The organism is Arthrobacter sp. SLBN-112 (genome assembly GCF_030944625.1).
Lineage (GTDB): Bacteria > Actinomycetota > Actinomycetes > Actinomycetales > Micrococcaceae > Arthrobacter.
The window spans coordinates 1,448,960-1,462,418 of the sequence record NZ_JAUSXY010000001.1; the positions used below are offsets into that span (position 1 = coordinate 1,448,960).

Here is a 13,459-nt window from a genome sequence, read left to right on the forward strand (position 1 = left end):
TTCCCCATGAACAACACACGCAGCTTTGTCGCGCCCAAAAACGGTTCCCTGGAACTGGGCACCACCACGGCGGACCTCACCGCCCCGGTGATCTCCCGCTCCGACGTCCTGGTGGTAGGCGGTGGCCCCGCCGGTGTGGCCGCCGCCGTCACCGCAGCCCGCTCCGGCGCCAAGGTCACCCTGCTGGAGCGTTACTCCTCCCTGGGCGGCCTGGCCTCCGGCGGCATGGTGCTGGTGCTGGACGACATGATCAACGGCCAGGACATCACGGTCACCGGCATCGTCTCCGAATACGTGGAACGGCTGCAGAAACTGGGCCTTGCCATCGTCCCGCCGGCCGAAGACCGCCGCACGTCAGAGGAGCTCTGGAACAAGTGGGGCCGCTACGGCACCTTCGATTTCCACTCCCACACCACCCCCAAGCCCATCTGCTACGCCGCCGCCTTCGATCCCGACGGCTGGAAGCGCGTCTCCAACGACCTGGTCCGCGAAGCAGGCGTGGACCTGAGGCTGCACTCCTGGTTCTCCCGCCCCATCGTGGACAACGGCGTGATCAAGGGCGTCGTCTGCGAGACCAAGCTTGGCCCGCAGGCCTTCATGGCGGACGTGGTCATCGACACCACCGGTGACATCGACGTCGCCTCCCGGGCCGGCGCCAGCTACGCCCAGGACAACTACCTCACCACCCTCGTGTTCCGCCTGGGCAACGTGGATACCGCCGCCGCGGAAGCCTTCGAACAGGCCAACCCCAAGGAAGCCCGCGCCATCAACCGCAAGATCAAGCGCCTCCTCGGCGGCGCTTGGGAACTGTGGTGGCTCAAGACCCCCATCGACGGCGTGGTCTGGTGCAACGCCCCGCACATGACCGGTTACGACGGCGTGGACCCGGCGGACATGACCGCCGCCGAGTTCGCCGCCCGCGACAAGATCTCCGAAGCCGTGGACTACGTCCGCGCCAACCTTCCGGGATTCGAAAAGTGCTACATGCTGGATGTCGCCTCCCAGATGGGCGTCCGCCAGACCCGCCTGCTGCAGGGCGAATACGTCATGACCAAAGAGGACGTCACCCAGCGCCGGCACTTCCATGACAGCGTGGCCCGCGGCCGGGACTACTACTACCCCTACCGCTCGCTGCTGCCCAAGGAAGTGGACCAGCTGCTGGTGGCCGGCCGCCACTACTCCGCCACCCCCGAGGCGCAGAAGATGTCCCGCGAAATTCCGCCGTGCATGGCCATGGGCCAGGCCGTAGGCGTCGCGGCAGCGCTCGCCGTCCAGTCCGGCGTGCTGGTCCGCGACGTCGCGGCAGCGGACATCCAGCAGGGCATGCGCCGGCACGGTGCGGACCCGGGCGACGTCCCGTCGTCGAACGCCAGCATCGATTCCGACGCGGCGGTGCCGGCATGAGCACGGCAACGGCAGAACGTACGACGCCGGCACCCGCCGCAGCTTCACCCCTCACCGAGGGCGCGCAGCCGGCCACCCCGCTGCCGCTGGACGGCATCAAGATCGTGGACTTCACCCAGGTGTTCATGGGCCCGTCCTGCACCCAGCTGCTGGGCGACTACGGCGCGGACATCATCAAGGTGGAACGCCCGGGCGCCGGGGACATCTCGCGCAATTCGTTCCCGGACAAGGACGGCCAGGACAACCCGATCTTCCTGTCCATCAACCGGAACAAGCGGAGCGTCTCCATCGACACCCGCACCGAGGAAGGCCGCAACGTCCTGCACGCCATCATGGCGGACGCGGACGTGGTGGTCAGCAACTTCCGCTCCGGCGTCATGGAACGGATGGGGTTCGGCTACGAGGACCTCAAGGCGGAGAACCCCGGCATCATCTGGGCGTCCGGAACCGGGTTCGGCCCCGTGGGACCGTACTCGCACAAGGGCGGCCAGGACGCGATCGCGCAGGCCTACTCCGGCGTGATGTGGCGGCGGGAATCGGAGGACCAGAAGCCGGCCATCTACCCCACCACCCTCTGCGACTACATCACGGGCATGCACCTGATGCAGGGCATCCTGCTGGCGCTGCGCGCCCGGGAAACCACCGGAACCGGGCAAAAGGTGGAGGTGACCATGTACGACTCCATGCTGCACCTGCAGATGCAGGAGGCGTGCATGCAGCTCAACCGCGGCTACGAGGTCAACTGGGGCGCCATGCCCCTGAGCGGCGTCTTTGAAACCACCGACGGCGCCGTCTGCATGGTGGGCGGCTTCACCCCTGACCCGCTGGCCCGGATCTCCGACGCCTTGGGCCTGGACGAGGACCTCACCGAACGCCCCGGATTCGCCACCCTGGAACAGCAGTTCAAGAACAAGCCGGCCCTGCAGGCCATCTTCCGCGAGCACTTCGCCGCCAACACCACCGAATACTGGACCGGCAAACTGGAGGAACAAGGGCTCCTCAACGCCCCCGTCCACACCCTGGAACAGGCGCTCGCCGACGCCCAGACCGAGGCCAACGGCATGATCGTGGAGGCGGAACACCCGGGCGTGGGCACGGTGAGAATGCTCAACGCCCCCATCCGGCTCTCCGCCACCCCGCCGAGCGTCCGCCGCGTGGCTCCGCGCCTGGGCGAGCACAACGTGGAGGTCCTGCTGGAGAACGGCTTCGACGAAGCCACCATCAAGCGCCTGCAGGAACTCGGGGTGCTCCGGTGACGGCCGTGTCGGAAGCCCCCGTGAGCCCCGCGGCCCCGGCCGCAGTTGACCAGGTCACCCTGACCATCGAGAACCAGGTGGCCACCGTGGTGATCGACCGGCAGCATGTCCTCAACGCCGTGGACGGCACGGCCCAAGCCAGGCTCAACGCCATCTGGGACCAGCTCGAGGCTGATCCGGACGTCCGCGCCGTGGTCATCACCGGCGCCGGACCCCGGGCGTTCTGTGTTGGCGCGGACATGTCCGCCGCCGCCGTGGACAAGACCGGCCTGGAGTACTGGGCCGGCCTGGACCCCAACGGCTTCGGCGGGCTGAGCCTGCGGACCACGATGGATATCCCCGTGATCGCCCGGGTGAACGGCTACGCCCTGGGCGGCGGCATGGAAATCGTCCTGGGCGCGGACATCGTGGTGGCGGCGGACAGTGCAAGGTTCGGGTTGACGGAGCCCCGCGTGGGGCGGTTGGCGCTCGACGGCGGCATCCACCAACTGGTGCGCCGCGTCCCCTACACCCAGGCGATGGGCATGCTGCTCACCGGCCGGAAAGCTGACGCCGCCGAGATGCAGGCCATGGGCCTGGTCAACGAAGTGGTACCGGCAACGGAACTCGACGCCGCCGTGCAGCGCTGGGTGGACCAGGTCCTGGCCTGCGCCCCCACCTCCGTCCGGGCCGTCAAACAGATGGTCGCCCGGACCGGGCACCTCACAGCCGCGGAAGCACGCGGCCTGCGGCTGCCGGCCCTGATGGCAGCCCTGGACAGCGAAGACTCCGCCGAGGGCGTCCGCGCCTTCCAGGAAAAGCGGAAACCGGCCTGGCCCGGCAAGTAAGGAATGCGTCAGATGAACAACAAACCAAGGGAGAACCCAATGCGGGAGTCATTGACGCCAGGCGTGTGGGGCGTTGTTGCCACACCGTTCCAGGGCAGCACGCTGGACGTGGACCTGGACAGCCTCTCCGACCTCGTGGAGCGGTACGAAGCCATCGGTGCAACGGGCCTGACCGTCCTGGGCGTCTTCGGTGAGGCGGCCGCGCTGACGCCGGAGGAGCGCCACCAGGTCCTGGAAATCGCCGTCGAATGCACCAGCCTGCCACTGGTGGTGGGCGTTACCGCCTTGGCCACGCGGCCCGCGATCGAGGAAATCCGCGCCGCTCAGCAGGCTGCCGGGCAGCGCCTGGCCGCGGTGATGGTGCAGGCCAACTCGGCGAAGCCGGAGGTGGTCGCCGCGCACCTGGACGCCATCCACCGCGCCACCGGAGCCAAGGTGGTGCTGCAGGACTACCCGATGGCCAGCGGCGTCGCCATCTCCACCGCCGCCCTGATCGCCGTGGTCACGGCAAGCCCCTGCGTCATCGCCGTCAAGGCTGAGGCGCCGCCCACCAGCGTGGCCATCGCCGAACTCAGTGCGGCCACAGGGGTCTCGGTGTTCGGCGGGCTCGGCGGCCAGGGGCTGCTGGACGAACTCCTGGCAGGTGCTGCCGGTGCCATGACCGGTTTCTCCTTCCCCGAGGCACTGATCGCCTGCGTCCGCGCCTGGCAGGAGCATGGGTATGCGGCGGCCGCCGGGCAGCTGGTGCCCTACCTGCCCCTGATCAACTTCGAGCAGCAGGCCAAGGTGGCCCTTGCCATCCGCAAAGAATGCCTCCGGGAACGCGGCTGGATCAAGGACCCGGGTGTACGTGCACCGGCCGCAGGCTTCCCGGAAAGCCTGCGGCACGCCATGGAGGTACATCTCCGCGAAGCCTCCGTCGCACTGGACTTCAACCGTGCACTGGCCCCCGCAGGGAGGAACTGATGGATCTGGGAATCGCCGGCAAGACGGCGCTGGTGGCCGCCTCCACGGGCGGCCTGGGACTCGCCGTGGCCCGCGCGCTCGCCGCGGAAGGTGCCAGGGTGGCCATCGTGGGCCGCCGCGGCATCCGGGCCAAGGAGATCGTGGAGGAGCTGCAGGAGGCTTTCGGTGGCCTGCCGGGCTTTGCCGCCATCGCCGTCGAGGCTGACCTCACCGGCACCGAAGGCGTCGATGCCGCCGTAGCGCAGACCGAATCCGGTTTGGGGCCGGTGGATGTCCTGGTCCTCAACGGGCCCGGGCCCAGGCCCGGAGCCGCCGCGACCCTGGGCAGCGAGGACATCGCCGCGGCGTTCGACCTCCTGGTCAAGCCGCACCATGCCCTGGTGTCGCGCACCCTTCCGGCCATGCGCGAACGGCGGTGGGGGCGGATCCTTGCCATCGGCTCCAGCGGCGTCGCAGCCCCACTGCCCAACCTCGCCGTCTCCAATGCCGGCCGCGCCGCCCTTGCCGGCTACCTCAAGACGCTCGCCGCCGAGGTGGCCCTGGACGGTGTGACCGTGAACCTGCTCCTGCCCGGCAGGATCGCCACGGACCGTGTCACCGAACTGGACCAGGCGGCCGCCAAGCGGCGCGGCACCACACTGGAGGACATCCGGCTGGAATCCCGCAAAACCATCCCTGCCCGCCGCTACGGCGAGCCCGCCGAATTCGGCGCGGCCGCCGCCTTCCTCTGCAGCGCCCCGGCGTCGTACATCACCGGCGTGGCACTGCGGTGCGACGGCGGCCTCATCCGCAGCCTCTAGCCCCAAACTTCCAAAGGAATGCCATGACCTCCACCGCCCTGGACCCCAACACCACCGTCCACGCCCACCTCACCGCCCAGCACCTGATCAACGGCCAGTGGCTTGGTACCGCGGAAACCCGCCGCAGCAACCCCGCCCGGCCGGACGAACTGGCAGCCCTGTCGCCCAGCGGCACTGCGGAGGATGTTGACGCCGCCATCACCGCGGCAGCGGCCGCGCAGCCCGCCTGGGCCGCCCTGCCCGCCCCGTCCCGCGGCGCCGTCCTGATTGCCGCCGGCAACCTGCTGATCGAACGGCAGTCCGCGATCGCCGAGGACCTGGTCCGCGAGGAAGGCAAGACCCTGGCCGAAGCCAAGGGCGAGGTGAAGCGTGCCTCCGACGTGCTGCGTTTCTTTGGTTCACTCGGCTGGGCCGCCACCGGCGAAGTACTGCCCAGTGGCCTGCCGGACACCACCATCACCACCCGGCGCGAACCGCTGGGCGTGGTTGGCCTGATCACCCCCTGGAACTTCCCCATCGCCATTCCGGCCTGGAAAACGGCGCCGGCCCTGATCAGCGGCAACGCCGTGGTAATCAAGCCCGCCGAACTCACGCCGCTCTCCGCCACCCACCTGGCCCGGGCCTTGCAGGACGCCGGACTGCCGGCGGGCGTGTTCAACGTTGTGCACGGCAAGGGACGTGTGGTGGGCGACGCACTGGCCCGCGATCCGCGCATCGCCGGGATGTCCTTCACCGGATCCACCAACGTGGGCCTCGGGCTGCAGGAGATCCTCAACGGCCGGCGGGCACGGGTGCAGCTGGAGATGGGCGGCAAGAACGGCGTCCTGGTCCTGGACGACGCCGATCCCCTCAAGGCAGCCCAGGTGGTGGCCGCCGGCGCCTTCGGCCTCACCGGCCAGGCCTGCACGGCCACGTCTCGTGTGTACGTCACCCCCGGCATCCGATCCGCGTTCCTGGAAGCCCTGGTGGCAGAGGCGGCGAAGTACACCCCGGGGGACGGCCTGGAATCCGCCATGGGGGCAGTGGTGAGCCCCCAGCAGTTCGAGCAGGACCAGGCGGCGGTGCGCGGCGCCGTCGAGCGCGGTGCCACGCTCCTGCACGGAAAGTACGACGGCGATTCCTCCGACGCGCTGTTCTTTCCCGCCGCGGTGCTCACCGGGCTGGCATTCGACGATCCTGCCGTGACGGAGGAGATCTTCGGCCCCGTGGTTGCCGTGCTGGAAGTGCCCGACTACGAGGCGGGACTGGCAGCCATCAACGATTCCCGCTATGGCCTAACCGCCGGCATCTGCACCGATTCCCTGGCGCTGGCCACCGATTTCGCCGCGCGGGCCCAGGCCGGAGTCATCAAGGTAAACCGGCCCACCGCCGGACTGGACCTGAACGTGCCGTTCGGCGGCGTCAAGGATTCCTCCACCAACACGTTCCGCGAGCAGGGCAGGTCCGCGCTGGAATTCTTCACCTGGGGCAAGACCGTCTACACAGGCGTGTAGTTCCATGACGTATGTGATCGCGCAGCCGTGCGTGGATGTGAAGGACAAGGCGTGTCTCCAGGAGTGCCCCGTGGACTGCATCTACGAGGGTGAACGTTCGCTCTACATCCATCCGTCCGAATGCGTGGACTGCGGTGCGTGCGATCCGGTGTGCCCCGTGGAGGCCATCTACTACTCGGACGATGTGCCTGACGAATGGGCAGACTACGTCCGCGCCAACGTGGAGTTCTTCCATGACCTGGGGTCGCCGCAGGGCGCCTCTGCCCTGGGAAACCTGCATCGGGACCATCCCGTCGTTGCCGCGGAGCCCGTCCCGGCACGGTAAAGCCCCAACCCTTCAATGGCCGCCAAGCCTTCGCTTGGCGGCCATTGCTGCGTTAACTTCCGCGTTCCACATTCTTGACAACCCTGTTGCTCTTATTGCAACTTCTCGCCAATCGGCTGGACGGCGCTCCGGTTGTGCCACCGCGCTGCTGGATGCTTGACCTGCCAAAGATTAATGCCGCAGAAAACTCTTGACTGTGGTGCTCGTCGCCATCTATCTTGAAACAACCACGTTGCAATCAGTGCAACTCAAACTTCTAATGGTGGTTCCATGAGTACCAATTCAAACTCCGCCGGGGCAGGAGCCGTTGCCGCTGACGCCAACGGGTCCGTCCTGGCAGGCCAAGGCGCCGGCAACGCCGTGGCAAGCAAGGATGTTCGACGCCGGGTGGTCACGGCCAGCTTCATCGGCAACTTCGTCGAATGGTTCGACTACGCCGTGTACGGCTACCTCGCAGCCGTCATTTCATCCGTCTTCTTTCCCGAAGCCGACCGGCAGACCGCACTGCTGGCCACTTTCGCCGTTTTCGCGATTTCCTTCTTCGTCCGGCCCTTGGGCGGCTTCTTCTGGGGCCACATCGGCGACAAGCTGGGCAGGCGCAAGGCACTCTCCCTCTCCATCGTCATCATGTCCGTCTCCACCTTCTGCATCGCCCTCATTCCCGGGTACGGAACCATCGGCATGTTGGCCCCGGTCCTGCTCCTGCTGGTCCGTGTGGTCCAGGGCTTCTCGGCGGCAGGGGAATACGCCGGGGCATCGGCCTTCCTGGTGGAATACGCGCCGGCCAACCGCCGCGGACTCTACGCCGCCGTCGTCCCCGCCAGCACCGCCGCGGGCCTGCTCCTGGGCTCGCTGATCGCGGCACTGCTCAGCTCGGTGCTCAGCACCGGACAACTGCATGACTGGGGCTGGCGGCTGCCGTTCCTCCTGGCCGCCCCCATGGGGCTGATCGGCCGCTACATCCGCACCAAGCTGGAGGACACTCCCGCCTTCCGCGCCCTGGCTGAGCACGAAGAGTCCGCCCCCAAAGCTCCCGCGCTGGACATGTTCCGGACCTACCGGAAGCAGCTCATCATCGCTTGCGGGGCGGTGCTGCTCAACGCCGTCGGCTTCTACGTCATCCTCAGCTACATGCCCACCTACCTGTCCGAGGAACTGGGCTTTGGCCCCACCGAATCGTTCCTGGCCACCACCATTGCCCTGGCCAGCTACATCGGCTTCATCTTCCTGACCGGCATGGCCTCGGACCGGTTCGGCCGCAAACGGATGCTGATCACCGCGTCGGTGCTTTTCATGCTCCTGACCGTCCCTGCCTTCATGCTCCTGGACACGGGCAACTTCCTGGTCATCGTCCTGGTCCAGATCCTGCTGGGCGGCATGCTCACCCTGAATGACGGCACGCTGCCCAGCTTCCTGGCCGAACTGTTCCCCACCAAGGTCAGGTACAGCGGCTTCGCCGTCAGCTTCAACCTTTCCAACGCGCTCTTCGGCGCGCACGGCCCCGTTCATGGCCACCCTGCTCATCGGCTTGACCCAGAGCAAGCTTGCTCCCGGCTGGTATCTCGTGGCCGCCTCCGCCATTTCGCTGGCGGCGGTCCTGTTCGCGGCCGAAACCTCGCGCAAGCCGCTCAAGCACCTCTGATCCTGCAGCGGCCGCTGAAAACCCTTCCTTCCACACAACCCCCATTGCGGCCAACAGCCGCATCATCGAAAGGCACACCTGTGACCATCACCACCGACAACGCCTCCTCCATCGCCGAGCTGGAGCGCCTCAAGGTCCTGCACAACGGCACCAAGGGCAAGCTCACGTTCTCCGACGCGGAGTTCGAGCGCCGGCTGGGCGGCCTCCGCCAGATCATGGCCGCCAAGAGCCTGGACGCGGTCATCCTCACCAGCTACCACGGCATCAAGTACTACTCCGACTTCCTCTACACCACGTTCGGCCGGAACTATGCCCTGGTGGTTACCGCGGACGACTCGGTCACCGTGACCGCGAACATCGACGCCGGCATGCCGTGGCGCACCTCGTACGGCGAGAACATCGTCTACACCGACTGGCGCCGGGACAACTTCTACTTCGGCCTGCAGGAGGCCCTGCGCCAGCGCGGTGTCAAGGCCGCCCGCCTCGGCGTCGAGGATGACTTCCTCCCGGGCCTGACCCGCGAGAAGATCGCCGCAGCGTTCCCCGGCGCCACGCTCCTGGACGTCTCCCAGGACGCCATGCGCCAGCGCATGATCAAGTCCGCCGAGGAAATCGAGGTCATCAAGCACGGCGCCCGCATCGGCGACCTCGGCGGCGAGGCCATCCGCAACGCGATCCGCGAGGGCATTACCGAGTATGAGGTTGCCCTGATCGGCACCGAGGCCATGGTGCACGAGATCGCCCGGACCTTCCCCGACCGCGAGGTCCGCGACACCTGGGTGTGGTTCCAGTCCGGCATCAACACCGACGGCGCGCACAACTGGGCCACCACCCGGCAGCTGCAGCAGGGCGACATCCTCTCCCTGAACTGCTTCCCCATGACCTCCGGCTACTACACGGCCCTGGAGCGCACCCTCTTCCTGGGCCAGCCGGACGAGCGCTCCCTGGAACTGTGGAACATCAACGTGGAGGTACACCGGCGCGGCCTGGAACTCATCAAGCCCGGCGCCGTCTGCAAGGACATCGCCGCCGAACTCAATGAGATCTACATCGGCCACGGCCTGCTGGCCAACCGCACCTTCGGCTACGGCCACTCCTTCGGCGTCCTCAGCCACTACTACGGCCGCGAGGCCGGCCTGGAGCTGCGGGAGGACATCGATACGGTCCTGGAGCCGGGCATGGTGGTGTCCATGGAACCGATGATCACGGTGGCGGACGGCCTGCCGGGCGCCGGCGGGTACCGTGAGCACGACATCCTGGTGATCGGGGAGGACAACACGGTGGAGAACATCACCAAGTTCCCGTTCGGTCCCGAGCACAACATCATCCAGGCATAACCATCGCCACAGGGAAGCGGCGCGACGGACACGTGGCGCCGCTTCTGCCGTCCATGAGGAAAGATGGTGTCCACCATGACTCCTGCAACAACTTCCGACAGCAACGGCACAGGCACCAGCACCGGCACCAACGGCGGGACGGACGCGAAAGGTGCCTCCGTCGTCGTCAATGCCATCGCCGTCCTGCGCACCTTCACGGCGGACGAACCCCTGCTGGGGGTCACGGAAATCGCCAACCGCGTGGGCATGCACAAGAGCAGTGTCTCCCGGATCCTTGCCACCTTCGAGCAGGAAAACCTGGTGGAACGGGACCCGGAAACCAAGCGGTTCAGGCTGGGCCTGGGGCTGATCGCCGTCGCGGGGCCGCTGCTGGCCGAAATGGAGGAGCGGCGCGTCGCATACCCCGTGCTGCGGCAGTTGACTGAACAGACGGGCGAAACCAGTGCGCTGATGCTCTGGAACGGGGACGAAGCCATCTGCGTGGAGCAGATTGCCAGCCACCACCAGATCAAGCACACCACCCCGCTGGGCGCCCGGTACCGTGACGCCATGAGCGCCTCCGTCCAGGTGTTCCTGTCCACGCTGCCGGCCGAGCGGGTGCGTGAGCTGCTGCGGAGCGGGACCATCACCTTTCCAGGAATAGACGACGCCGGACTGGCGGCCTACGAGGCCCGGCTCCAGGACGTGGCGCGGCGGGGATGGGCGGGCAACTACGGTGAATCGTCCATGGACGAGGTGGGCGTGGCAGCCCCCGTCCGCGACCACCGCGGCGACGTGGTGGCCGCCGTCCTCATCCCGGCACCCCGGTTCCGGGTGTCGAAGGAGCGGTTCGAGAGCCTGGCCGAAGCCTGCGTGGCCGCCGCCGGCAAGGTGACCACGCGTTTGGGCGGCCGGCCGGCACGCTGATCCTGCATGTTCAGGCGGTTGGAGTGAATACCTGGTTCACGCTGCCACAGCGCTGACTGCGACGACGCCACCCCAGGGGTCGCTGATCACCGCGCTCCGGAATCCCGGGGTATTCGAGGGCTCCATGAGGATGCCGCCCCCTAATGCAACGGCCCGGTCGGCGGTGGTGTCTGCACTGTCGACTGCGAAGTTCACACTCCAGTTCGGCGGAACGTCCACCCCCTCTGTTGAGGTGGCGACTGCCACCATCCGGTCTTGCAGAAGCCATAGTGAGAAGGCGGCGTCCGGCGATGACTTCAGCTCCCACGCGAACATTGTCCGGTAGAAATCCCGGGCTTTTCCAAGATCCGGGGTGTGCAAGGAACTCATCGCCCAGCAGTTCGGCTGATCGGCAAGCTCAACGCCCTCATGTTCGCCTGCCTGCCGCAGGCAGAACAGCACGCCGGAGGAGTCGGCAACCAGTGCGGTGGGAGTGTGGGCGTCGAGGGACATAAGCTGCCGGCCCCCCGCCTGTTCTGCGCGGGCCGAAGCCTCCGAGACGTCCTCCACCCGGACGTGCGTCAGCCAGCCCGCAGGCGACTGTGGCGGGGCCTGCCCCACTCCGGCCACCAGGTGTCCGTTGAGGCGCGCCCGGTAGTACTCGCCGTCAATCCCCGACATGGGAATGGCCTCGTCGAAACTCCAGCCGAAAAGCTGGCCGTAGAACTCTGTGGCGGCCTGCGGTTCCGGTTGCCAGGTATCCACCCAGCATGGCGCACCTACCGACGACGTATCCCGAATAGCCATAATGCACCCTTTCGAATCCGGCTGGGCCGCCGTACGCATGGCGCCGGCCCCCAAGGCAATGCCAGGCAAGCATACGTCCGAAAGCGGAGGCATCACGGGAGATAGATGCGGGGTCCAGGCGCGGGCGGGCTTTGCAGCTTGTCAGCCCAGTTCGGCTCGGCGCCCTGGACCGGCTCCATACTCCGACCACCCGCCGGCGTAGAGGCGGCCTTGGCCAAGTCCGGCATGTTCGAGGGCGAGGAGGTTGTGGCACGCCGTGACGCCTGAGCCACAGTAGGAGATGACGGTGGCGGCGTCGTCGATCCCGACCCTCGCGAACGCAGTCCGGACCTCCGCGATCGGGCGCAGGCGTCCATGGGGGGAGAGGTTCTCACGGCACGGTACGTTCACTGCGCCCGGGATGTGTCCTGCTTGGGGATCGGTGGGCAGCTGGAGGGTTCCGTCGAACCGGTCGGCATTGCGGGCGTCGACGATGATCCCGGCGGGCCCTGCCGTGATGTCCTCCAGTTGGGCCAGGCGGGACCCGGGCCACGGAACCGGAGTGAACGTCGCGGGGATCGGCTTCGCGGGCGTGGTCTCCAAGGGTCCCGTCCATGCGGCCATCCCGCCGTCGAGCAGCGCTGCCGGATGCCCGCTCGCACGCAGCATCCAGACGAGACGCGCGGCAATGACTCCTCCCGCGTCGTCATAGGCGACAACAGCTGTGTCGTCACCGATTCCCAGCGAGGACATTCCACTGGCAAACACTTCCGGGTCGGGAAGCGGGTTCAACCCGTGCGGTCCCGGATCGCCCGAGAGCCAGGCATCCAGGTCCACAAACACGGCATCCGGAAGATGCCCGCCGTCGTACGCTGAACGGCCCGACGCGCCGTCGAGGTACCAGCGCGCATCGGCGATGACAACATTCCTTCGGTGCGCCTCGAGCCACGCGGCATCCATAAAGGGTGGCAGGTCCGCCTGGGCTATTGGGGTCTCGTCCATACAGTGCAGGCTAAACGATGTGTCCATTATTTGAGCAAGAATGTCCCATCATGTGGACGATATGTGGCGGAAGCCCCAGGCTTCTGCGCGGCCTGGCCGGGCGTTCACCCCGGCCGGTCTGGTCTGTACAACCAAGACCGGCGCACGGGAGACTGGCGCCATGCGCAAACTGACCTTCGCCATGAACGTGAGCGTGGACGGCTATATCGCCGCGCCCGGGGACGACCTCGGCTGGAGCGTGCCGGGCGACGAACTGTTCCAATGGTGGTCCGACCGGGTGGCGGCGACGGGCCTGGCCCTGTACGGACGCAAACTGTGGGAGACGATGAGCTCCCACTGGCCCACCGCGGACCAGGAGCCGGGCGTCACAGCGGCGCAGATCGAGTTCGCCCGCCGTTGGCGGGACATGCCAAAAGTGGTGTTCTCCTCGAGGGCCCGCCCGGTCAACTGGAATACCCGCCTGGTCACCGGCGATGCGGTTCCGGAGATCGCGCGGCTCAAGGCGGAGGATGGCGGCCCCATGGACATCGGCGGTGCCACGCTCGCCGCGGCGGCCATGCGGGCAGGGCTGATCGACGAGTATGCGATGGTCACCCATCCGGTCTTGGTGGGCGGCGGCACGCCCTTCTATACAGCCTTGGACAATTGGGTGCAGCTGAGGCTGGTGGAGACCCGGGCGTTTCCCGACGGTGTGGTCCTTACGAGGTACGAAGTCCGGCGCTGAGCGCACCTGGTT

12 protein-coding genes and 1 pseudogene are annotated in these 13,459 nt (G+C 67.4%); 11 read left to right on the plus strand and 2 right to left on the minus strand.

Annotated elements, in window-relative coordinates; translation table 11 throughout:
* Window positions 1-6 precede the first annotated feature (6 nt).
* From QF050_RS06795 to QF050_RS06840, 10 genes and pseudogenes are all read left to right on the plus strand, one after another.
* Window positions 7-1,404 (plus strand): FAD-dependent oxidoreductase, encoded by a 1,398-nt coding sequence (locus tag QF050_RS06795; protein WP_308929749.1) that lies wholly within the window; start codon window positions 7-9, stop codon window positions 1,402-1,404.
* Window positions 1,401-2,660, plus strand: coding sequence for a CoA transferase (locus QF050_RS06800; protein WP_308929750.1), 1,260 nt, complete (start codon window positions 1,401-1,403; stop codon window positions 2,658-2,660). The genes QF050_RS06795 and QF050_RS06800 overlap by 4 nt, the downstream gene beginning before the upstream one ends.
* Before the next feature lie 20 nt (window positions 2,661-2,680).
* A complete protein-coding gene (locus QF050_RS06805) occupies window positions 2,681-3,487 on the plus strand; it encodes an enoyl-CoA hydratase-related protein (protein ID WP_308929751.1) in 807 nt (268 codons plus the stop codon).
* Window positions 3,488-3,499: 12 nt separating this feature from the next.
* Window positions 3,500-4,453 (plus strand): dihydrodipicolinate synthase family protein, encoded by a 954-nt coding sequence (locus QF050_RS06810; RefSeq protein WP_308929752.1) that lies wholly within the window; start codon window positions 3,500-3,502, stop codon window positions 4,451-4,453.
* On the plus strand, window positions 4,453-5,253 hold the full coding sequence (locus QF050_RS06815) for an SDR family oxidoreductase (protein WP_308929753.1): 801 nt from the start codon (window positions 4,453-4,455) through the stop codon (window positions 5,251-5,253). The genes QF050_RS06810 and QF050_RS06815 overlap by 1 nt, the downstream gene beginning before the upstream one ends.
* A 23-nt stretch (window positions 5,254-5,276) precedes the next feature.
* Window positions 5,277-6,746: an aldehyde dehydrogenase family protein gene (locus QF050_RS06820; RefSeq protein ID WP_308929754.1), complete on the plus strand. Its 1,470-nt coding sequence runs from the start codon at window positions 5,277-5,279 to the stop codon at window positions 6,744-6,746.
* 4 nt (window positions 6,747-6,750) lie between these two features.
* Window positions 6,751-7,071: a ferredoxin gene (gene fdxA / locus QF050_RS06825; protein WP_308929755.1), complete on the plus strand. Its 321-nt coding sequence runs from the start codon at window positions 6,751-6,753 to the stop codon at window positions 7,069-7,071.
* Window positions 7,072-7,341: 270 nt separating this feature from the next.
* Window positions 7,342-8,713 (plus strand): annotated as a pseudogene (locus QF050_RS06830) (MFS transporter).
* Window positions 8,714-8,793: 80 nt separating this feature from the next.
* Window positions 8,794-10,050: an aminopeptidase P family protein gene (locus tag QF050_RS06835; RefSeq protein WP_308929756.1), complete on the plus strand. Its 1,257-nt coding sequence runs from the start codon at window positions 8,794-8,796 to the stop codon at window positions 10,048-10,050.
* Between the two features lie 63 nt (window positions 10,051-10,113).
* Window positions 10,114-10,956, plus strand: coding sequence for an IclR family transcriptional regulator (locus tag QF050_RS06840; protein WP_374121507.1), 843 nt, complete (start codon window positions 10,114-10,116; stop codon window positions 10,954-10,956).
* Window positions 10,957-10,992: 36 nt separating this feature from the next.
* On the opposite strand, the gene QF050_RS06845 is transcribed toward QF050_RS06840, so the two are convergent.
* On the minus strand, window positions 10,993-11,742 hold the full coding sequence (locus QF050_RS06845; protein WP_308929758.1) for a VOC family protein: 750 nt from the start codon (window positions 11,740-11,742) through the stop codon (window positions 10,993-10,995).
* Window positions 11,743-11,883: 141 nt separating this feature from the next.
* The gene (locus tag QF050_RS06850; RefSeq protein WP_308929759.1) at window positions 11,884-12,723 is read right to left on the minus strand and encodes a sulfurtransferase; all 840 of its coding nucleotides are present in this window, start codon (window positions 12,721-12,723) and stop codon (window positions 11,884-11,886) included.
* A gap of 160 nt (window positions 12,724-12,883) precedes the next feature.
* Here QF050_RS06850 and QF050_RS06855 point away from each other — a divergent pair, with 160 nt between their 5' ends.
* Window positions 12,884-13,447 carry a dihydrofolate reductase family protein gene (locus tag QF050_RS06855; protein WP_308929760.1) on the plus strand — a complete coding sequence of 188 codons (564 nt, stop codon included), beginning with the start codon at window positions 12,884-12,886 and terminating at the stop codon, window positions 13,445-13,447.
* Window positions 13,448-13,459 lie beyond the last annotated feature (12 nt).

Coding starts and splice junctions, on each gene's coding strand:
- QF050_RS06795 (WP_308929749.1), top strand. CDS start 7: ATGAACAACACACGCAGCTTTGTCGCGCCCAAAAACGGTTCCCTGGAA.
- QF050_RS06800 (WP_308929750.1), top strand. CDS start 1,401: ATGAGCACGGCAACGGCAGAACGTACGACGCCGGCACCCGCCGCAGCT.
- QF050_RS06810 (WP_308929752.1), top strand. CDS start 3,500: ATGAACAACAAACCAAGGGAGAACCCAATGCGGGAGTCATTGACGCCA.
- QF050_RS06815 (WP_308929753.1), top strand. CDS start 4,453: ATGGATCTGGGAATCGCCGGCAAGACGGCGCTGGTGGCCGCCTCCACG.
- QF050_RS06820 (WP_308929754.1), top strand. CDS start 5,277: ATGACCTCCACCGCCCTGGACCCCAACACCACCGTCCACGCCCACCTC.
- fdxA (WP_308929755.1), top strand. CDS start 6,751: ATGACGTATGTGATCGCGCAGCCGTGCGTGGATGTGAAGGACAAGGCG.
- QF050_RS06840 (WP_374121507.1), top strand. CDS start 10,114: ATGGTGTCCACCATGACTCCTGCAACAACTTCCGACAGCAACGGCACA.
- QF050_RS06845 (WP_308929758.1), bottom strand. CDS start 11,742: ATGGCTATTCGGGATACGTCGTCGGTAGGTGCGCCATGCTGGGTGGAT.
- QF050_RS06850 (WP_308929759.1), bottom strand. CDS start 12,723: ATGGACGAGACCCCAATAGCCCAGGCGGACCTGCCACCCTTTATGGAT.
- QF050_RS06855 (WP_308929760.1), top strand. CDS start 12,884: ATGCGCAAACTGACCTTCGCCATGAACGTGAGCGTGGACGGCTATATC.